The organism is Petrocella sp. FN5 (assembly GCF_029210395.1).
GTDB lineage: Bacteria > Bacillota > Clostridia > Lachnospirales > Vallitaleaceae > Petrocella.
On the sequence record NZ_JARGDP010000002.1, the window covers coordinates 47,527 to 68,209 of the forward strand.

At 39.1% G+C, this 20,683-nt stretch carries 17 protein-coding genes; all 17 read left to right on the forward strand.

Annotated elements, in window-relative coordinates; translation table 11 throughout:
• The gene (locus tag P0N36_RS01115) at nucleotides 1-1,128 is read left to right on the forward strand and encodes a YibE/F family protein (protein ID WP_275840868.1); all 1,128 of its coding nucleotides are present in this window, start codon (nucleotides 1-3) and stop codon (nucleotides 1,126-1,128) included.
• A 131-nt stretch (nucleotides 1,129-1,259) separates the two neighbouring features.
• Nucleotides 1,260-1,694 carry a 50S ribosomal protein L13 gene (gene rplM / locus P0N36_RS01120; RefSeq protein ID WP_275840869.1) on the forward strand — a complete coding sequence of 145 codons (435 nt, stop codon included), beginning with the start codon at nucleotides 1,260-1,262 and terminating at the stop codon, nucleotides 1,692-1,694.
• A 23-nt stretch (nucleotides 1,695-1,717) separates the two neighbouring features.
• On the forward strand, nucleotides 1,718-2,110 hold the full coding sequence (gene rpsI / locus P0N36_RS01125; protein ID WP_275840870.1) for a 30S ribosomal protein S9: 393 nt from the start codon (nucleotides 1,718-1,720) through the stop codon (nucleotides 2,108-2,110).
• Between the two features lie 530 nt (nucleotides 2,111-2,640).
• Entirely contained in the window at nucleotides 2,641-3,855 is a 1,215-nt protein-coding gene (locus tag P0N36_RS01130; protein WP_275840872.1) for an S-layer homology domain-containing protein, read from the forward strand.
• 325 nt (nucleotides 3,856-4,180) lie between these two features.
• Nucleotides 4,181-5,071, forward strand: a complete 891-nt coding sequence (gene galU / locus P0N36_RS01135; RefSeq protein WP_275840874.1) for a UTP--glucose-1-phosphate uridylyltransferase GalU — start codon at nucleotides 4,181-4,183, stop codon at nucleotides 5,069-5,071.
• A gap of 236 nt (nucleotides 5,072-5,307) precedes the next feature.
• On the forward strand, nucleotides 5,308-8,013 hold the full coding sequence (gene acnA / locus P0N36_RS01140) for an aconitate hydratase AcnA (RefSeq protein ID WP_275840875.1): 2,706 nt from the start codon (nucleotides 5,308-5,310) through the stop codon (nucleotides 8,011-8,013).
• Nucleotides 8,014-8,454: 441 nt separating this feature from the next.
• A complete protein-coding gene (locus tag P0N36_RS01145; RefSeq protein WP_275840876.1) occupies nucleotides 8,455-9,024 on the forward strand; it encodes a nucleotidyltransferase family protein in 570 nt (189 codons plus the stop codon).
• Between the two features lies 1 nt (nucleotide 9,025).
• Nucleotides 9,026-9,829 carry an FAD binding domain-containing protein gene (locus P0N36_RS01150; protein ID WP_275840877.1) on the forward strand — a complete coding sequence of 268 codons (804 nt, stop codon included), beginning with the start codon at nucleotides 9,026-9,028 and terminating at the stop codon, nucleotides 9,827-9,829.
• Complete coding sequence (locus tag P0N36_RS01155; RefSeq protein WP_275840878.1) at nucleotides 9,813-10,268, forward strand: (2Fe-2S)-binding protein; 456 nt, start codon at nucleotides 9,813-9,815, stop codon at nucleotides 10,266-10,268. Before P0N36_RS01150 ends, P0N36_RS01155 begins: the two co-directional genes overlap by 17 nt.
• Nucleotides 10,265-12,577, forward strand: a complete 2,313-nt coding sequence (locus P0N36_RS01160) for a xanthine dehydrogenase family protein molybdopterin-binding subunit (protein WP_275840879.1) — start codon at nucleotides 10,265-10,267, stop codon at nucleotides 12,575-12,577. Before P0N36_RS01155 ends, P0N36_RS01160 begins: the two co-directional genes overlap by 4 nt.
• Before the next feature lie 31 nt (nucleotides 12,578-12,608).
• Nucleotides 12,609-13,436: an XdhC family protein gene (locus tag P0N36_RS01165; protein ID WP_275840880.1), complete on the forward strand. Its 828-nt coding sequence runs from the start codon at nucleotides 12,609-12,611 to the stop codon at nucleotides 13,434-13,436.
• Nucleotides 13,437-13,454: 18 nt separating this feature from the next.
• Nucleotides 13,455-14,753 carry a dihydroorotase gene (locus tag P0N36_RS01170; RefSeq protein WP_275840881.1) on the forward strand — a complete coding sequence of 433 codons (1,299 nt, stop codon included), beginning with the start codon at nucleotides 13,455-13,457 and terminating at the stop codon, nucleotides 14,751-14,753.
• A 76-nt stretch (nucleotides 14,754-14,829) separates the two neighbouring features.
• Nucleotides 14,830-16,149: an amidohydrolase family protein gene (locus P0N36_RS01175; protein ID WP_275840882.1), complete on the forward strand. Its 1,320-nt coding sequence runs from the start codon at nucleotides 14,830-14,832 to the stop codon at nucleotides 16,147-16,149.
• On the forward strand, nucleotides 16,146-17,225 hold the full coding sequence (locus P0N36_RS01180; protein WP_275840883.1) for a 4Fe-4S binding protein: 1,080 nt from the start codon (nucleotides 16,146-16,148) through the stop codon (nucleotides 17,223-17,225). The genes P0N36_RS01175 and P0N36_RS01180 overlap by 4 nt, the downstream gene beginning before the upstream one ends.
• Nucleotides 17,226-17,247: 22 nt before the next feature.
• Nucleotides 17,248-19,365: a xanthine dehydrogenase family protein molybdopterin-binding subunit gene (locus P0N36_RS01185; RefSeq protein ID WP_275840884.1), complete on the forward strand. Its 2,118-nt coding sequence runs from the start codon at nucleotides 17,248-17,250 to the stop codon at nucleotides 19,363-19,365.
• Nucleotides 19,358-19,831 (forward strand): (2Fe-2S)-binding protein, encoded by a 474-nt coding sequence (locus P0N36_RS01190; RefSeq protein WP_275840885.1) that lies wholly within the window; start codon nucleotides 19,358-19,360, stop codon nucleotides 19,829-19,831. The genes P0N36_RS01185 and P0N36_RS01190 overlap by 8 nt, the downstream gene beginning before the upstream one ends.
• Nucleotides 19,825-20,676, forward strand: a complete 852-nt coding sequence (locus tag P0N36_RS01195; RefSeq protein WP_275840886.1) for an FAD binding domain-containing protein — start codon at nucleotides 19,825-19,827, stop codon at nucleotides 20,674-20,676. The genes P0N36_RS01190 and P0N36_RS01195 overlap by 7 nt, the downstream gene beginning before the upstream one ends.
• Nucleotides 20,677-20,683 lie beyond the last annotated feature (7 nt).

Here is a 20,683-nt window from a genome sequence, read left to right on the forward strand (position 1 = left end):
ATGATGAAAAAGAATATACTGCGTATTGGCATCATGTTTTTTCTGATACTATTTATAACAGGGTGTGAAAAAAGAGCAAATACATCTGAAGAACAAGATGTTTTTATAGGAAAAATACTCACGATTACTAAAGATGAGATTAATGTCATCGAAACATCAGGAGGTGGCTACGAACAAAGAATACAAGAAGCAGAGGTCGAATTGCTAGATGGTCCATATGAAGGTGAGGTCATCACCGTCATTAATTCAATGGATCAGATGTATGCTTATGATTTGGAGTTGTTTGAAGGCTCAGAGATTTATACCTTTGTTGAATACGATGAAGACGGTAATATATTAGAAGGGTTTGTTTATAGCTATAGAAGAGACAAATATATTTATATACTGGTAGCTATATTTCTTGTTCTTATGGTCGCCGTTGGAGGCTATCAAGGTCTTAGAACACTTTTAACCCTTGGTTTGACCCTTACAGGTATTTATTATATGCTGATTGGGATTGCAGCTGGGGGTAATGCTATACTACTATCTGTGGTAATCTGTGCACTCATTGCTGTTGTAACCATGTTTTTAGTTACTGGATTTAATAGAAAATCAATTTCTGCCATTATCGGGACCATTGGAGGCGTATTGGTATCCGGTACGATCGCAATGATAGTTAGCGACTATGCGGTACTTACAGGTCTAGGAACAACAGAAGCACAAATGTTGGTTTATACTCAAAGCGACGTTAATTTAAACTTTACGAGTATTTTATTTGCCAGTATATTACTCGGAACACTGGGTGCGGTCATGGACGTATGTATGTCCATCGCTTCTGCCATAAATGAAATAACAGAAGCCAATCCTTTTATGAGTACAAAAGATCTTTTCAAATCAGGTATGAATATTGGTAGAGATGTTATGGGTACAATGGCAAACACACTTATACTAGCTTATGCCGGTCCATCTATCTTCTTGATTCTTCTTTTTTTCATGAACAACATCCCATATTTTGATATTATCAATATGGATGAAATTGCAACGGAAATTGTAAGAGCCTTATCCGGTACCATTGGGCTTGTTTTAAGTATTCCTTTAACCGCGTATGTAGCAGCTATTTTGGAAAAGAAAAACGAAAGTAATTATTAGTACGTATTTCACTTGACACACCAGGGTGAATGTACTATAATGTTGTAGCGTGAGTTTGTATTATAAACCCCTTAGCCCCGGGTTTTGACCTACAAAAAACGAAACTAAGAATTCAATAGGAGGTAGAACCCATGAACACATTCATGCCAAACGATCAAACAGTTGATAGAAAATGGTATGTTGTTGATGCGACAGGACTGACACTCGGACGTCTTGCATCTGAAGTTGCTAAAGTACTTAGCGGCAAAACAAAGCCGATTTACACACCACATGTAGATACGGGTGACCATGTAATCATAATAAATTGCGAAAAAGTAGTATTGACAGGTAAAAAACTTGACCAAAAATTATACAGAACATATAGTGGATACATTGGTGGTCTTAAGGAAACCAAGTACAGAGATATGATGAAGAATAAGCCTGAACTTGTAATGACGCATGCTGTAAAGGGTATGTTGCCAAAAAACAAGATTGGTACGGCTATGCTTACCAAATTGCGTGTCTATAGAGGCGCTGAACATAACCACGAAGCTCAAAAACCAGAAGTATTAGAATTTAAATTCTAATAGTCTCGAGAGGAGGAATAGACGTGGCACAAGTAAAATATTACGGAACAGGTCGAAGAAAAAGCAGCGTTGCAAGAGTCTATCTTGTACCTGGAAATGGAAAAATTACAATTAATAAAAGAGATATAGATGATTACTTTGGTTATGAAACCTTAAAAGTAATTACAAAACAACCACTTGTATTAACAGAGACATTAAGTAAATTTGATGTAATCGTTAACGCACATGGTGGAGGATTCACAGGTCAAGCCGGTGCAATCAGACATGGTATCTCAAGAGCATTGCTTGAAGCGGACATTGAGTACAGACCCGCACTCAAAAAAGCAGGATTCTTAACAAGAGACCCTCGTATGAAAGAGCGTAAAAAATACGGTCTTAAAGCAGCCAGAAGAGCACCTCAATTCTCAAAAAGATAAGCAGTTACTTGCGAATCAGAACACATATCAGAGCCCCGGAATGCTTGCATTCAAGGGGCTTTTGTTATTACTATGGGAATTTTCATAATAGAGCATATGACATTGAACCATTGTCATTTGCGTTAATGAAAAATTCCCTCCGTCAGAAACTTCCCTTTAGGAAGACGAGGCGTTACCTCTTTTCTCGATTCATTAGAATGCAAGAAATGGCCGAGGCGTAACGAAGTGAAGTAGAGGCTTTTATGGGGGTCCCATGAAAACCCTTACGCAATGTGTATGATTACGATCTCCGATTGGTGCATCCATGCACCAAAAGTCGACGGTCAGCATCCATGCTGACTTGCTCCACCATACACACTGCTCCAGGAACTTCATGGTCGGTACTTATAGTGGTGATGTTTAGTGGAGAACTGGGGGTCCTATGAAAATCCTTCCACAGTGTGTATGATTAAGCTGTAGATTTATAATCCTATTCATATTATAATGTTTTATAGAAACGAAATAATTTGATTAAAGAAAAGAGGATAATTATGGGTAGAATATGGGGCGTTGTTGCAAGTTTGATTATTGTAATGACGATGTTGTCAGGGTGCATGGATGTTCGTTTAGACTTTTTCTTAAATAAAGATGGTTCGGGAGGCATTCATTCATTTGTTGCTTCCAATCAAAGCTTAGTGGGTGATGGTGAAACGGTTGATATGGATACGGACTTACTTGAAGAAATAGGTATCGATGAAGATCACGCGCAGATAGAGCGTAAACCCTTAGAATTTTATAAAGATGAAATGTTATTTAGAGGAGAAGAAAATAGGGTTCTGTTTAATCATCCACTTATTGCGTTCAACGATATTTCGCAAGAAGAGGAGCTACAGTGGTCCTATCAAGGTGATGGTGTATATCGTTTTGAGATTCCTTTAAGTGAACTAAGTAGTGAAGTTGATGGTCAGAAAATAGGAGATATGGGTGTTATCTTCAAAGCTATGGGTGGCCAGATTATATATTCATTTGAGACAGATTATGAAGTCGTAGGTCATAATGCTGATTATATCAAGGAGAAAGCTATTTATGTCTGGGATCTAACGGATGATATATTTTTACAATCATCAGGACGTGAATATGGATTTATGGAAATCCGTATCGATGTGGCACCAAGTAATAACCTATTAAGACGTGCCCTTGAAGAAGAGAATGATTTAGACAGAGCCCATAAGGATTTTCACGGAGAGATACTAAAAGCATTAGGTTACTTAAAAGGAACAGATAAAGGCTTAGAACTTAATCGGGAACTTACACGAGCAGAAGGTGCCATCATGTACTCAAGGCTACTTGATTTAGAAGATGAGGTAATTGCTTTTGCCAGTGAGCGTTCGGACTATGTTTCAGGCTTTACCGATGTTCCGAGTTGGGCAAGAGATACCATCAATTATCTTCATTATAAGGGACTGGTTAGGGGTCTTTCAGATGAATTATATGGATCCAATGCCAAAATGACAGAGGCCCAATATACCACACTTGTTTTAAGAGCTTTAGGGTACAAGGATCAAGAAGGCGATTTCCTTTGGAATGCTTCCACAGATAAGGCCATAGAGATTGGATTATACGATGATGATCTACGAGAGTATGTATACATACATGACAGTAAGGAGGATATGGAATTTACACGACGCAAAATGAGTTACATATCCTACAATGCTCTTTTCTTTAAAAATATTAAAACGGGTGAAATATTGTATAAAGGTAATTAGGGGTCTCATGAAAACCCTTCCACAGTCTGTATGACTAACGGCCTCCAGTTGGTACGTCCTGTACCAAAAGTCGGCGGTCAGCTTCCTGCTGACTTGCTTAAGTCATACAAACTGCTCCAGGAACTTCATGATCGGTACTGGTGTGGTGATGGTGAATGAATAAATGGTAGTCTCATGAAAACCCTTCCACAGTCTGTATGACTAAGGGCTGACCTTTGGTGTGTATTAGATTGACCTTATGAAGTCAAAATGATATCATTATTGTGTGATAAATCAATATAAAGATAACATTGTAACGTATACCAAGGTGAAGGGAAAGTGAATCATGAAAATACGTAAAGTAATTATTCCAGCTGCCGGGCTTGGAACAAGATTCCTACCGGCTACAAAAGCACAACCAAAAGAAATGCTCCCCATAGTAGACAAACCGACCATACAATATATTATTGAAGAGGCTGTGGCTGCAGGTATTGAAGATATTATTATTATTACAGGTAGAAATAAACAATCTATTGAAGATCATTTTGATAAAAACATTGAACTTGAATTAAGTTTACAAGAAAAAGGTGAAATGGAACTGCTTAAGATTGTTGAAAAATCTACCAATCTAGCTAACATTCATTTTGTTCGCCAAAAGGAACCAAAGGGCCTTGGCCATGCCGTTTTGGTTGCCAAGAATTTTATTGGCAATGAACCTTTTGCGGTTATGCTTGGCGATGATGTGGTTGTATCCAAAGAGCCATGTATTAAGCAATTGATGGATGCGTATGATATTTACGGAAAAAGTATACTCGGGGTACAAACAGTAGCGCCCAGTGAAGTTTCGAAATATGGCATAGCCGATGTTACCATGGTGGAGGGTCAGATTGCTAAAGTTAAAGGCCTTATAGAAAAACCGAGCATAGATGTAGCACCAAGTAATCTAGCGATTTTGGGACGTTATGTTATTACACCAAGAATATTCCATTATCTAGAAACCCAAACCCCTGGCTCAGGTGGAGAAATACAATTAACAGATGCTTTAATGAAATTATCCAAGGAAGAAGATATGTATACCTATGATTTTAAAGGTAAACGATATGATGTGGGAAACAAGCTTGGTTTTATCTCAGCAACTTTAGAATTTGCTTTAAGAAGGGATGATTTGAAGGTGGAAGTTTCTTCTTATTTAAGTAATCTAATGGAGGATTTGGAAAAAAACCTTGAGTACGATTAAATATTAAAGAAGTATCAGGAAAGCAGATGGTAAAGTATCTGCTTTTTTTTCTCAGGTTCTATTTTAGTACATGGGAAAACTTGAGAAATAAAGAATAAAAAGGTATACTATAGGCAACGGAAATTATAGCTTAAACGAAAAAATAAAATAACGGTTAAAGTGTCATAACTAAGCTTCTCGAAATTACAGATAACTATATAGTTTTGTCACATTAACTAACAATTGGAGGAAAAATAATGTCAAAAGAGAAAATATTATCCTGTAAGAAGATACTTACAGTAGATGGTAAAGCATATAACTACTATGATTTGAAAACATTTGAAACATTGGGGTATGGGGACGTAGCGCGTCTACCTTATTCTATGAAAGTGTTACTAGAGGGCGCAATAAGACAGTTTGATGAAAAAACCATCACCTTAGATCATATAAAACAAATAGCATCATGGACATCAGATCGTGAAAAAGTTAAAGAAATACCTTTTATACCGGCAAGAATTATTTTGCAAGATTTCACCGGTGTGCCGGCGGTTGTTGACTTAGCGGCCATGCGTTCTACCGTTAGTAGAGCAGGTTTTGATCCTAAGAAAATTAATCCGTTGATACCGGTGGATCTGGTCATTGATCACTCCTTGATGGTAGATGCCTATGGAACCAAAGAGGCCCTTGAGATTAACAATAATAAGGAATTTATTCGTAATGACGAACGTTATAGATTCCTTAGATGGGCACAAACAGCATTTGACAACTTTAGAGCGGTACCCCCAGCAACAGGCATTATCCACCAAGTTAATCTGGAATATTTAGCAACAGTGGCAGCAACCAAAGAAATTGATAATGAGACATGGGTTTTCCCGGATTCTCTTGTTGGAACAGATTCCCACACGACTATGATTAATGGTCTTGGTGTTGTAGGATGGGGCGTTGGTGGTATTGAAGCAGAAGCAGGAATGCTTGGACAACCTTTGTACTTTGTTATACCGGAAGTCGTTGGTTTCAAACTATCAGGAACACTGCAAGAAGGCGCAACGGCTACAGACTTAGCACTTACAGTAACTCAACGTTTACGTGAAGAGAAAGTAGTGGGTAAATTTGTTGAGTTCTTCGGACCGGGACTGGATACCATGAGTCTAGCAGATCGTGCTACCGTAGCTAATATGTCACCAGAATATGGTGCGACAATGGGGTTCTTCCCTGTTGATCAAGAGACCCTTGATTATTTACGAGCGACGGGAAGAAACGAGTCAGAGATCAACTTGGTTGAAGCCTACTACAAGGCCCAAGGTTTATTTAGAGATAAAAACAGTTTAGAACCTCAATACAGCAAGGTTGTTGAGTTAGATATGTCAACAATTGTACCTAGTTTAGCAGGACCTAAAAGACCTCAGGACCGTGTCGAATTAACACGTATGAAGGAAGATTTTAATGAAGTGATTAGAAAACCTTTTGCAGAAGGTGGCTTTAATTTATCAGAAGATGAAATTGCTAAGGCTGTAGATGTTGAAGTGGATGGAGAAAAAGATACCATTAAAACAGGATCTGTTGTTATTGCAGCCATTACAAGTTGCACCAATACGTCTAACCCAAGTGTTATGTTAGGCGCCGGTCTCGTGGCCAAAAAAGCTGTTGAGCTGGGACTAAAAAAACCGGTTTTTGTTAAGAGCAGTTTAACACCCGGATCCCTTGTCGTAACAGAATACCTAAAAGAAGCAGGCTTGTTACCATATCTTGAAACACTTGGTTTTAATGTAGCAGGATATGGCTGTGCAACCTGTATCGGTAATAGTGGACCCCTTAAAAAACCGATTAGTGACGCGATCTTAGACCATGATATAACAGTAGCGTCTGTATTAAGTGGTAACCGTAATTTTGAAGGTCGCATCCATGCTCAAGTAAAAACCAATTACCTAGCATCTCCAATGCTGGTTGTAGCTTATGCCCTTGCCGGTAATGTGAATATTGATATGATGACAGAACCTATAGGTTTTGGTCATGAAGGACAACCCGTTTATTTGAAGGATATATGGCCAACTTCTCTAGAAATCAAAGAAGCAGTAGCAATGGCGGTTAAGCCGGAGATGTTTAGACAAAAGTATGCCGACGTTTTTTCAGGCAATGTAAGGTTTAACAACATTCCTGTACCGGAAGGCGACCTTTATGAATGGGACAAAGACTCAACGTATATTCAAGAACCGCCGTTTTTCATGAACTTGAAAAAAGAGATCTTTGATATAGAAGATATTAAAAGTGCAAAAGTACTAGCCCTTCTGGGTGATTCGGTTACAACGGATCATATATCACCAGCCGGAAATATCGGTAAAAACAGCCCTGCAGGTGAATATTTAAAAGCCTGTGGTGTAGAACCTCTTGATTTTAATAGTTTTGGTTCCAGACGTGGTAATCATGAGGTAATGATGCGTGGTACCTTTGGAAACATCCGAATACGCAATCAAATTGCGCCAGGCACAGAAGGTAGCTATACAACCTATTTTCCAACAGGCGAAGTGATGTCAATCTATGATGCATCTATGAAGTATCAAGAAGAAGGTAGGCATCTAATTGTTATAGCCGGTAAAGAATACGGTACAGGTAGTTCGAGAGATTGGGCAGCAAAAGGTACTGCTTTGTTAGGTATTCAAGCTGTTATAGCAGAAAGCTATGAGCGGATTCATCGATCTAATTTGGTTGGTATGGGCATACTACCTTTACAATTTCTAGAGGGTCAAAATGCACAAACGCTTAACTTAAAAGGTACAGAAGTTTATGAGATTAAAGGCCTTAGTAATGATATCCAACCAGGCGCTTTAATAGATGTGACGGCCACCTCAGAAGATGGAAAAACCATCTCGTTTAAGGCCAAGGTCAGAATGGATTCAGTAGTGGATCAAGAATACTATCGAAACGGTGGTATCCTTCATACAGTCTTAAGGAGAATGATTCATTAAAGAGTTTTGTTCACACTTTAACCATTAACTTAACTAAAGTTAGTATTTAGATTATAGAAAGCTAGAGCCTATAGGCTCTAGCTTTCTATTTTTTTGTCCTCTAGGAGCGTGTCCAGCAAAGCTAGCCGCTTGCAAATCATACTCTTGCATTTGCGTCAAGGTCCTTTCCTTTCGAACCGTTCAGAAATATGAGCAGAGCGCTTCTATTAACCTATCTATAATGTGGTTTTGTTAATATTGACTAAAAATTCAAGCGAAAAATATAAAAAGTTTGACAAATAAAATTTAATAGGTGTATAATAACAGTAGGAATATTTAATGAGACTAAACAGACCACAAAGCAATAAAAGAGGTAATGGGGCCTTTTATATAAGACAAGTTCTTCTATAAAAGGTTTTTTTGTTACAGACTGTTCTCTATAACCTAGAGTAGGAGGAAACTATGTGTGATGGTATTGTATTAGCCGGAGGGTTTTCCAGCAGAACGCAAATGAATAAAATGGAGTTGCCTATAAAAGGAGAACCGATTTTACGCATAGTTGTCATGACATTACAACAATGTTGTGACAACATTGTTGTTGTAGGTGGTCATTATTATAATGAAGTTGCGAAAATGCTAAAAGATATGGAACGAGTAAAAGTTGTAAATAACCCTAATTATAATGAGGGTATGTTCAGTTCTGTTTTAACAGGCGTGGCTTATATGACTCGAGATTTTATTTTGATTCCCGGTGACTATCCACTCATTCGAGAATCGACCTATAAAAGTATTATTGAGACTAAAGGCGAGATGGTTGTACCGACTTATAAAGGACGGAAAGGTCATCCGATACTCATTAGGCAACATTTGATTCACCCCTTGCTCATGGAATCACCATTATCCAATTTAAAGAAATTCAGAGACCGATATCAAGTGACCTACTTACCTGTTGAGGACGAAGGTATACTTATGGATATAGACACAATCGAAGATTATGAAAATATGAAAGCACAAATAGAAGGGGGTTATTGATTTGAAGATTAAAGCTTACACAATGCCTAATGATTTGGAGGAGGCTTATCAATTACTACAAGAAGAGGATGCTGGGATTATTGCAGGAGGCGCATGGCTTAAGTTGTTACCGAAAACTTTAGCGCCTGCCATTGATTTGTCAGGACTCAAGCTGGACACCATTAATGAAACAGAAGAAAACTATACCATTGGAAGCATGGTGACATTAAGACAGATTGAGACACATGGTAGCCTTCAAACTTATATGAGCGGTGTACTACAGGAAGCCATCTCTCACATCATGGGTGTGCCCATACGCAATATCGCTACTATTGGAGGTACGGTTGCCGGCAGATATGGTTTTTCGGATTTATTAACACCCTTACTTGCTCTTAAGGCCAACCTGGTTTTTTATAAAAAAGGTCAGATGACTTTGGAATCTTTTTTAAAAGAACCACCAAAGGAAAAAGATATATTGCTTGAAGTTATAATAAAAAAAGAATATGGCAAGGCAAATTACACGACCGTTAAGAAAACCGCAAATGATTTTCCTATATTGAATGTAAGTGTTATGAAGATTGGTAGTCACTTTAGAGTGGCGGTAGGCGCTAGGCCTTCTGTAGCTACTTTGGCAACAAAGACCATGACTTACTTAAATGAAAGTAAAACATTAACAGAAGAAGTCATTGAAGAAGCGGCTAGGATTGCGGTTGAAGAAATAAAGTTCGGGAGTAATGCCAGAGGTTCTAAAGCTTATAGAGCCCAGTTATGTAAGGTTCTGGTAGAAAGAGGTATTAAGGAGGTGGCTTATGAAAATACAAATTAAAGTGAATGGAAAAATTAAGACTTTTGAGGTGGAACCGGATGAGTATCTGGTGGATACACTAAGAAAGCATCATTATTATAGTGTGAAAAAGGGGTGTGATACATCCTCATGTGGCGTGTGTACAGTCCTTCTTGATGGTAAACCTATTGCCTCATGTAGCTATTTATCTGTAAAAGCAAACGGACATGCTGTGACCACCGTTGAAGCCATTGAAGAAGAGGCAACATATTTGGCGGAGCTTTTTGGAAAAGAAGGCGCTGATCAGTGCGGTTTTTGTAACCCGGGATTGGCGCTAACAGTCTATGCGATGAAAAAAGAGTTAGCAAACCCTACAGATGAAGACATACGCGATTATTTAGTCGGTAATTTATGCCGTTGCTCAGGTTACGTATCTCAACACCGGGCTATTAAAGCTTATATGGAGGTGAGGAAATTATGAAATGTGTAAACCATAATACAGGTTCAATAGACGGAAAAGGACTCATGCTGGGGCGGTCTGCTTACACCAATGATTTGGCAGACCCTAATGCTTTAACGGTTAAGGTTTTAAGAAGTCCTCATCCCCATGCAAAAATACGAAATATTGATATTAGGAAAGCCTTGTTACTTGAAGGCGTAGAATGCGTTTTAACTTATAAGGACTTCAAAAGAATACCGGTTACACGTGCCGGACAAGGGTATCCTGAGCCTTCACCTCACGATAAGTTTGTACTTGATTCTGTAGTTAGGTATGTGGGTGATGATGTAGCTATTGTAGCTGCAGAAACAGAAGCCATAGCCAGTAGAGCGCTTGAGTTGATTCACGTTGACTACGAGATTCTTGAACCTATTTTGGACTTTGAAAAAGCTTATGAAAATGAAAGTATCATACATCCTGAACCGGAAATTCATGAAATGTTTCCTATTGGCTTTGAGCCACAAAAAAATGTAGCTGCATCCTACCACATGGAAATTGGCTCAGTTGATGAGATTTTGAAGCATTGTGATGTTACCGTATCAACATCTCATTATACCCAAGCCCAAGCCCATGTCATGATGGAACCCCATACAGCTAATGCCAGGTTGGACTTTCAAGATCGTCTGGTCATATACTCATCCACCCAAACACCCTTTCATGCCAGAAGAATTGTTTCACAAGCCCTTGAAATTCCCATGAGTAGAATAAGGGTTATCAAACCTAGAATCGGAGGCGGTTTTGGCGGCAAGCAATGTTTGCATGGTGAATTCTTTGTTGCAGCTGTGACCTTGAAAACCAAAAAGCCTTGCAAACTTGTGTATACCAGGAAAGAAGTTTTTGAATCCAGTTATTCAAGACATCCTATGCGTATTGATGTCACCTTGGGGTCAACAAAAGATGGAAAACTAAAAGCCCTTGATGTAAAGGTTCTTTCTGATACAGGTGCTTATGGTGAGCATGCACTCACTGTATTTATGGTAGCAGGCGCAAAGACATTGCCACTGTATAATAAAGTTGAAGCGGTTCGTTTTGGTGGTAGAGTTGTCTATACCAATCACACACCGGGAGGTGCTTTTAGAGGCTATGGTGCTATACAAGGTAACTTTGCGGTGGAATCTGCTGTAGACCAATTATGTGAAAAACTAGGTATGGATCCAATCAAGTTCAGACAAAATAATATGATTGCTGAGGGCGAAACCTCTCCGGTCTTTGCAAAAATGGGCGAAGGTACTGAGGGTACAGCTATGAATATGGATAGCTGTAAATTAGATTACTGTGTCAATCGAGGCATGGAACTCATTGGTTGGAAAGATAAATACCCAAGAAAAACAATTTCTAAGACAAAAGTAAGAAGTGTAGGTATGTGTCTTGCTATGCAAGGATCTGGTATACCTTATATTGATATGGGCTCGGCTATCATTAAGCTTAATGATACTGGTTTTTATAACTTAATGGTAGGTGCTACAGATATTGGACAAGGAAGTGATACCATCTTGGCACAGATTGCAGCGGAGAGCTTAAAAACAACCATTGATAAAATCATCGTCTATTCCTCGGATTCAGATTTAACACCTTTTGATACTGGTGCCTATGCTTCAAGTACAACCTACGTATCCGGAAATGCAGTAAAAAAAGCTGCGGATCAGATGCTTGAAATGATTGTTGAAGAAGGTGCAAAGGCTCTAAAGGTTAGACCGGAAGACATACACTTTGATGGTGACGTATTAACAGTTAAAGAAACCGATACATCTATGACTTTGGAATCATTATCCAATCGACTCTTTTATAATGAAGATCAAAAACAATTGGTAGCTACGCATTCATATGTAGGTACAAAGTCACCACCACCTTTTATGGCGGGCTTTGCTGAAGTCGAAGTGGACCTTGAAACAGGCGCGTTTAAAGTGTTGGATTATGTCGCTGTGGTGGATTGTGGTACTACCATCAATCCAAGCTTAGCGAAAGTCCAAGTAGAAGGAGGCATCCTTCAAGGCTTAGGTATGGCAATGTTTGAAGAGGTTATTTACAATAAAAACGGTAGCCTCATTACCAATAATCTAATGAACTACCGAATACCAACCCGTAAAGAAGTCACGAACATACGCGTTGAATTTGCTGACAGTTATGAAGCATCCGGTCCTTATGGTGCCAAATCTGTTGGAGAGATTGGTATTGACACACCACCGGCTGTTATTGCCAATGCTATATATAATGCGATTGGTGTTAGAATAAATAGCCTACCTATTACATCCGAAAAGGTATGGGCAGCGATTCATAGTAAGGAAATATAATGAAAAGCATGAAGGAAGGACTATAAGAATCATGGACATATATGAGGAAATCATAAAAATGAAGAAGGCCAATGAACCTTGTATGACGGTGACAGTTGTTGAAAAAATAGGAGACGGTCCGGTAGAGCTAGGTAAAAAAATGTTGGTAGGTGGTAGTGGTAAGCTCATAGGCACTGTCGGTGGTGGCGCCCTAGAACACCTTGCCATAGAAACTTGTAAAGACTTAATAAAAATTCGGAAAAGTCAAATGGAAAAATACCTTTTAAAAGAGGGTGAGATAGTCGATAAGGCAACTACATTGCCTATGACCTGTGGCGGTATTGTTACACTTTTTTACGAGTATATTGGACATGGAGCTCATATCTACCTTTTTGGTGGTGGACATGTCAGTCAAGCGCTCTGCAATGTTCTAAAGACCATGAACTTTTATGTGACCGTTATTGATGATCGTAAAGAAGTCGTCGATCAATTTATCGGTGGTGACAAGGTATATCATCATGACTTTGTGGACTTTATTGAAACGCAAGGTATAACAAAAGGCGCCTACGTGGTGGTGTGCACACCTTCCCATAAGTATGATTATGAGGTCATGCATAAAATCATTGAAAAACAATTGGAATTAAAGTACGTAGGCATGCTTTGTTCTAAGAACAAATTGAAGGATTATTTGATAAAGACCCATGAAAAATTCGGTCAAAACCTTGACCTAACTAACCACTATGCACCTATTGGTATTGATACCGGTGGCGGTTCGCCGGCAGAGATTGCGATATCTATAAGTGCAGAAATATTGGCCGTATATTATGATAAAACGGGCAATAAACACATGCGAGATGCCTATTTCGATTTAGAAAAATAGGTGTAGAAGGAGAAAAATATGTATGATTTGGCAATATTAAACGGACAACTTTATATAGAGGGTAGTCTAAAAAAGCAACATCTCTATATCAATGGGGATCATATTGTTGCCATAAGCGATGAGGTGCATCAAGCTAGAGAGAATTACGATGCGACGGATAGATGGGTCATGCCGGGTTTAATTGACCCTCATGTTCATTTTGAGTTAGATTGTGGCAAATATACATCTTCAGATGATTTTTACACTGGATCTATAGCGGCGGCATATGGTGGAATAACCACAGTAATAGATTTCCTTGATCCTATATCCAGCGAAAAAGAGTTGGAAAAGGCCTTCAATAATCGGAATCAACTGGCTAGTAAGTCCATGATTGACTATAAGTTTCATGTTACTGTAAAAGATCCGGTGAATGAAGTAGCATCTATAGTTGCGACCATGAAAAGTTTAAATCTAAACAGTATCAAATTGTTTACAACCTATTCAGACTCCGGAAGACGCACATATGACGGAGAAATCATTGAGCTTTTAAAGCTTTCACAGGAAGAAGGTTTTATCGTTTTAGCCCATATAGAAAAAGATGAAAGTATTACCATGGAGCCCAGTTATACAGCAGCTGATTTACCCATTAGTAGACCTGAGATGGCTGAAACAGAAGAAGCTTTAAAGCTGGCTGCTATAGCAAAAGAAACGGATGGCCGATTATATATGGTTCATGTTAGCAGTGGTAATACCTTAGAAGCCTTGGTAAGTAGTTTTTCAGAGATTCTTGGAAAAAACCTTTATCTGGAAAGCTGTCCTCACTACTTTGAATTTAATGAAGAACGTTTTGAAGGTAGCCAAGGGCATCTTTATACCATGGCACCACCACTTAGAAGTGAAGCTTCCAGAGAAAAACTCGTTAATGGCTTTGATTATTTGCATACAATTGGAACAGACCACTGTTCATTTACAGCCCAACAAAAAAAACAAAAACATCTTTTGGGGATGCCTTTGGGTATAGGTGGTGTTGAACATAGTTTTAGTTTGATGGCGACCAGATACGGCATAAAAGCGATTGATAAAATGAGTACCATGCCAGCTAAAATATTCGGACTCTATCCTAAAAAAGGAAGTCTTAACGTGGGAACAGATGCGGATTTAGCCATTTATAACCCTCATATGACCCATAAAATTGAAACAGATCATTCAAAAGCCGGCTATACAGTATATAAGGACATAGAAGTTAATGGTCAGATTGAAAGTACTTTATGTAAGGGACAGTTTATTATTAAAAACAATTCCCTCGTCATAGGAAGTGTAGGACACTTCATAAGTTAAAGTGGCAAAAGGCTATAGTTGAACTTACCATATAATATATAGTTGCAAATGTATCAAGGATTAAAGGAGGGTGACCATGATTGCACTAACCCATGTCAATTATTATGATTTTAAGACATATGCGAAGGACCAATATATCATTTTTGATGATAAAATAATTGAGGTAGGACCTATGGCGAACTTTGTGAACCAGGATTATGAAGTCATAGAGGGTATGGACCAACTGGTTATGCCGAGTTTGATTAATGGTCATCATCATATTTATTCAACCTTTGCAAGGGGCTTGTTATTACCTTTTGACCCTAAGAATTTCCAAGAAATATTGGACCAGTTGTGGTGGAAGCTAGATGGTAGCCAAGACCTGAACAATGTTTATTACTCCGGCATTGTAAGCGGTATTGAGGGTGTTAAAAATGGCATCACCACCATCATCGACCATCATGCCAGTGGCTTAGATATTAAAGGTTCATTGGAAACCTTAAAAAAAGCCATATGTGATGAAATTGGGCTTCGAGGGATATTCTGTTTTGAAAGCAGTGATCGTTTTGATATTGAAGCCTGCATTGAAGAAAATCTAAGCTTTGCCAAGAAATATAAGACCACTAAAACAGTAGGCCTATTCGGTCTTCATGCAGCAATGTCCTTATCAGAGGAGAGCCTTGCAAAGATTTCAAAAGTCATAGAAGACATACCAATTCATATTCATGTGGCTGAAAGTCATATGGACGAAGACTTAAGTATGGAGAGATATGGGGAAAGAATCATACACAGATTGGATCGACACCAACTCTTAAGAGAAAACAGTCTTTTGGTCCACTGCCTATATATTGATGAGGATGAGGCGCATCTTATTGGTCGAAGAAAATGTACAGTAGCCCTTAATGTCACTTCAAATATGAACAATGGGGTAGGTTTACCAGACCACGAGCTGTTTGAAAAAGAAGGTATACCGGTTATTATCGGTAATGATGGCATTGGAAGCGGCATAACGCCGGAATGGCTTAACTTGAATTTTGCCATGCATCATCGGGACCTCACACCGGTTCGATTCGGTCTAGATCAAGTGCTTAAAATGGTCAATCAAACATATGTTTATGCATCCAGTATCCTAGGTTGTAAACTTGGGCGGATTCAAGCAGGTTATGAAGCCGATTTGTTGATGATACCTTATATACCACCAACACCTATGAATAAGGACAATGCCTTTGGACATGTATGTTTCGGTCTGGCAAATAGCTTTAAACCAAGTTATGTTTGGTGTGGAGGAAAGAAGGTCTTGGATTATTATGAAGTTGAGGATAATCTTATGAACACCTATAGAGAAGCATCAAAGTCAGCTGAAAAGTTATGGGATAGAGTTCAAAAGACATCCAATTACGAGGGGGGAATAGTATGAAATTAGATATAACCTTTGATGGTTTAACACTAAAAAATCCATTAATGCCGGCATCAGGTCCATTGGTAGGAGACCTTGAAAAGTTGAACTTCATACGTGATGAAGGGGTGGGTGCTGTTGTTACAAAAACCATTTCATCAACTGCAGCCATCGTACCAAGGCCTTGTATATATGGTGACAAATATTTTGTTATGAATTCTGAGCTTTGGTCTGAACATAGCAAAGAAGTTTGGCTTGAAGATATTTTACCTAGCTATCGTAAAGAAGGTGTACCATTAATTATCTCTGTAGGGTATACCAAAGAAGATATGGCACTCTTGATACCCTTGCTGGACCCTTATGCAGATGCATTTGAGATCTCAACCCATTATGTTGGCAAGGACTTATCGGTTATTAGGGAAACAGTACGCACCATAAGAGCCCATACGAAAAAGCCTATCTACATGAAAGTCAGTCCACACATGGATGATCCGGTTGCCTTTGCCAAAGCCGTTAGAGAGGCAGGCGCCAGTGGCATCGCGGCTATCAATTCCCTTGGTCCAACAATGAAAATAGATATTAGCACAAGAGAAATAACATATGGTGGTGAAAGTGGGTTTGTATGGACGTCCGGTCCGGCCATTAAGAATCTAGCTTTGGCGACAGTCTATAGAATCAAGCAAGCCATGCCGGATTTTACTGTTATCGGTGTAGGCGGTGTTTCTAGTGCCGATGATGTCATAGAATTTTTATTAGCAGGTGCCAGTGGTGTACAGATGCTATCAGCAGCCCTGTTAAAAGGCAAGGATTTATATAGTAAGATTATCAAAGACTTACCAAAAGCACTTGAAAAATATGGTTTTGCATCCATTGAAGAAGTCACTAAGGCAGGACTTGGTAAAACACTAAACTATGAACCGATTGTACCGGAGGTAGATACGCAACTTTGTACCCAGTGTATGCTGTGTGTGAAGATTTGCCCGTATTTTGCGATTCGTTTTGAAAATCAGATTATGTTTGATCAGGAAAAATGCTTTGGTTGTCATTTGTGTGTCAGCAAATGCCCGGTTAAAGCCATATATGTAGATAACTATTAGTAAGATGTCACTGGGAGGTGGTATGGTGTTAGACATTAGCAAATCCATTAACAAGGTTGATAATTTTGAAAAAATAACAGGTACAGCAAAGTACATCGATGATATAAAGCCGGAAGGATGCCTTTATGCCAGAACACTAAGAGCAACCATTCCATGCGGTCGTATTGTTTCTAGACATTATCCTGATATGCCGGAAGGCTATGCCATTGTTGACCATCAAGATATAACCGGGCAAAACTTTGTAAAAATTATCTTTGAGGATATGCCTGTTTTTGTTGAAGAGACCGTCAATTATTATGGTGAACCCATTTTATTGGTGGTTGGTGAGGACAAAGCCACGATTGTAAGCTTGATGAATCAGATTAGCATCCAATATGAAACATACGAACCGGTTTATGATTATGTAGACAGTAAGATTCATAAGTCTTATATCAAAGGCCAAGGTGAAGCTGTTTTTGATAAAGCCTATAAGGTGATTGAACACACCTATGAGACGGGCTATCAAGAGCATGTTTACATTGAGCCTCAAGGTGTCATAGCTTTATATGAACCGGATAAGGTTTCCTTACTTGGCTCCATTCAGTGTCCATATTACGTTAAAAATGCTTTGATGAATGTGTTAGGATGCAATGAGGAGGAAGTTAGGGTTGAGCAAGCGACAACAGGTGGTGCTTTTGGTGGGAAAGAAGAGTTCCCGTCTTTGATAGCCTGTCAAGCTGTTGTAGCCTCGAAAAAAATGAAAAGGCCTATTAAGTTAATCTACGGCAGAGAAGAGGATATGGCCTATACAACAAAGCGTCACCCTGCAAAGATTAAGATAGAAGCAGCCATTTCAAAAGACCATGAGATTATAGGCCTTCGAACCCATGTTGGCTTAGATGGTGGTGCTTATATTGGCCTTTCAGGTGTTGTACTTTTAAGAGCCATGATTGCCGCTACCGGAGCTTATACCATTAATCATCTTCATATTACCGGCGATGTGTATATAACCAATACTGTACCAACCGGTGCGTTTAGAGGTTTTGGCGCACCACAAATGATTTTTGCCGTTGAAATGATGATGCATCATATTGCAAAAGAGTTAAATGAAGACCCTTCCACCTTAAGAATGAAATATTTGGCAAAAACAGGCGATGTAACATCGACCAGTGGTCATTTTATTGAACCTATTATTATGGAAAAGATGATTCAAAGGGCAATGGAGATATCTGACTTTGAACACAAGATAAAAAAACACAAGCATGAGCGTATTAACAAAGACAGTCATAAAGGTGTCTATAAAGGCATTGGCATGAGTTGGTTTTTACATGGTTGTGGTTTTACTGGAAGTGGTGAACAAGTCCATATAAAAGCCGTCGTCCGTCTTAAAAAGGATGAGCTAAATAGAGTCCACATACTGGTTGCAGCTACAGATATGGGACAAGGCGTTAAAACGACTTTTAGAAAACTAATTGCCCACAAATTAAATATACCAATTGAGCAAGTAATCTTTGAGAACCCGGATACGGATAAAGTACCGGATTCAGGACCGACGGTCGCATCCCGAACCATGATGATTGTAGGTGGGTTGTTGGCAAAAGCGGCAGATCAACTTAAACATCAATGGAATGATCAAAAAGAAGTTATGGTTGAAGAACGTTATAAACAACCTGAACATATAAAGTGGGATGATGAAACCTTACAAGGCGATGCCTACCCAGCTTATTCTTGGGGCATTAATATTGTTGAAGTAGAAGTGGATCCAGTTACTTTCGAAGTAACTTTGCAAGGTGTATGGTCGGTTTATGACGTGGGTAAAGCCATAGATGAGCAGGTTATTCTTGGCCAGGCAGATGGTGGTTTACTTCAAGGGATTAGCTACGGTATGCTTGAAGTCATGGAGAATAAAGACGGGCGGGTCCAACAAAAGACTGTGACGGACTACATCATACCAACAGCCAAAGACACCGTATTTATGGAGACAGAATTGATGGACAACCCATATGCCCTTGGCCCTTATGGTGCAAAAGGTGCGGGTGAGCTCACTTTGATTGGAGGTGCACCTGCGGTTGCACTGGCGATAGAAAATGCAATTGGAAAGCACGTAACTAGGATACCTGTGGTACCGGAATACATTATGGAGTTGATGAAAAATGGTTGAAGTAAGATTTGAATTAAACGGTGAAACAGTCATTGCAAAAGAAGATCCGACTAAAAGACTATTAGACGTTATCAGAACAAGCTTTGGATTAACCGGTCCTAAAGAAGGCTGTGGTGAAGGCGAATGTGGTGGATGTGCGGTTCTGATAGATCATAAGATCATGAATGCCTGTATAACACCTCTTGGGAATGTGCATGGAAAATCTGTAGTGACCATCGAGGCTTTTGCAAAAACTCAAAGAGGACAGACAATTAGAAAAGCTTTTGAAGCCCATGGAGCGGTTCAATGCGGCATATGTACACCGGGTATGGTCATTGCAACAGAATCTTTACTTCATGCTAACCCTCATCCGACAGAGGCAGAGATCAGAGAGGGTTTGTCCGGTAATTTGTGTCGCTGCACAGGTTATAATATGATTGTCAAAGCCATACAATCCTTAGTAGAAAAGGAGGGATCTTTGTGGTAAATACGTATTACCCTACTTCTTATGAAGAAGCCCTTGAACTATTAAATACCCACAAACCGACAATTATTGCAGGCGGCACAGACCTTATGGTCAGGAAACGAGCATGGAGTGATTTACCTACAGGCTTTGACCAAGATGTTTTATTCGTCGGACAATTGGAAGAACTGAACTATATAGATCGTCAAGGCACCAATATTCATATCGGTGCCGGTGTGACTTTAGAAGATATTATGGATCATTTTCATACACCGACTTTATTATCAGATGCCATTAAAATTATGGCCTCGCCAGCCATAAGACATAGAGCTACTTTAGCCGGCAATGTAGTGAATGCATCACCGGCGGGTGACACCTTACCTGTACTTTATGTTCTAGATAGTGTGGTGGTGTTGGAGTCTTTAGATGGTATTAGACATGTACCGATTGATAGCTTTATAAAAGGTCCGGGAAAAACAATCATCAACCATAATGAAATGATTAAGGAAATCATTTTATCCGGTCATAAGTTTAACCATAGTGTTTACAGAAAAGTTGGTGGACGTAAGGCAGATGCAATCTCAAAATTATCGGTATGTATGATTATGGACATCAAAAAAGGCATCATTCAGAATTTTAGAGCTGCTTTCGGCGCGGTTGGGCCAACAGTTGTAAGAGATTTGGCAATAGAGTCCAAGCTTATAGGTAAATCCCTGGCTTGGTTGGATGAAAATGTTGAAGAAATCGGAAAATACTATGAATCGATTATTAAGCCTATTGATGACCAAAGGTCCTCGGCAACCTATAGAAAAGCATGCACCATTAACCTGCTCACTGATTTTATAAAGCATATTAAGCATCACGCATAGAATCCCA

What these genes read in the sequence shown, in the direction of transcription:
- P0N36_RS01170 (WP_275840881.1), top strand. Translation starts at nt 13,455, where the DNA reads ATGTATGATTTGGCAATATTAAACGGACAACTTTATATAGAGGGTAGT.
- P0N36_RS01155 (WP_275840878.1), top strand. Translation starts at nt 9,813, where the DNA reads ATGAAAATACAAATTAAAGTGAATGGAAAAATTAAGACTTTTGAGGTG.
- P0N36_RS01145 (WP_275840876.1), top strand. Translation starts at nt 8,455, where the DNA reads ATGTGTGATGGTATTGTATTAGCCGGAGGGTTTTCCAGCAGAACGCAA.
- P0N36_RS01180 (WP_275840883.1), top strand. Translation starts at nt 16,146, where the DNA reads ATGAAATTAGATATAACCTTTGATGGTTTAACACTAAAAAATCCATTA.
- P0N36_RS01190 (WP_275840885.1), top strand. Translation starts at nt 19,358, where the DNA reads ATGGTTGAAGTAAGATTTGAATTAAACGGTGAAACAGTCATTGCAAAA.
- galU (WP_275840874.1), top strand. Translation starts at nt 4,181, where the DNA reads ATGAAAATACGTAAAGTAATTATTCCAGCTGCCGGGCTTGGAACAAGA.
- P0N36_RS01175 (WP_275840882.1), top strand. Translation starts at nt 14,830, where the DNA reads ATGATTGCACTAACCCATGTCAATTATTATGATTTTAAGACATATGCG.
- P0N36_RS01115 (WP_275840868.1), top strand. Translation starts at nt 1, where the DNA reads ATGATGAAAAAGAATATACTGCGTATTGGCATCATGTTTTTTCTGATA.
- P0N36_RS01130 (WP_275840872.1), top strand. Translation starts at nt 2,641, where the DNA reads ATGGGTAGAATATGGGGCGTTGTTGCAAGTTTGATTATTGTAATGACG.
- P0N36_RS01185 (WP_275840884.1), top strand. Translation starts at nt 17,248, where the DNA reads ATGGTGTTAGACATTAGCAAATCCATTAACAAGGTTGATAATTTTGAA.
- P0N36_RS01165 (WP_275840880.1), top strand. Translation starts at nt 12,609, where the DNA reads ATGGACATATATGAGGAAATCATAAAAATGAAGAAGGCCAATGAACCT.
- rplM (WP_275840869.1), top strand. Translation starts at nt 1,260, where the DNA reads ATGAACACATTCATGCCAAACGATCAAACAGTTGATAGAAAATGGTAT.
- P0N36_RS01160 (WP_275840879.1), top strand. Translation starts at nt 10,265, where the DNA reads ATGAAATGTGTAAACCATAATACAGGTTCAATAGACGGAAAAGGACTC.
- acnA (WP_275840875.1), top strand. Translation starts at nt 5,308, where the DNA reads ATGTCAAAAGAGAAAATATTATCCTGTAAGAAGATACTTACAGTAGAT.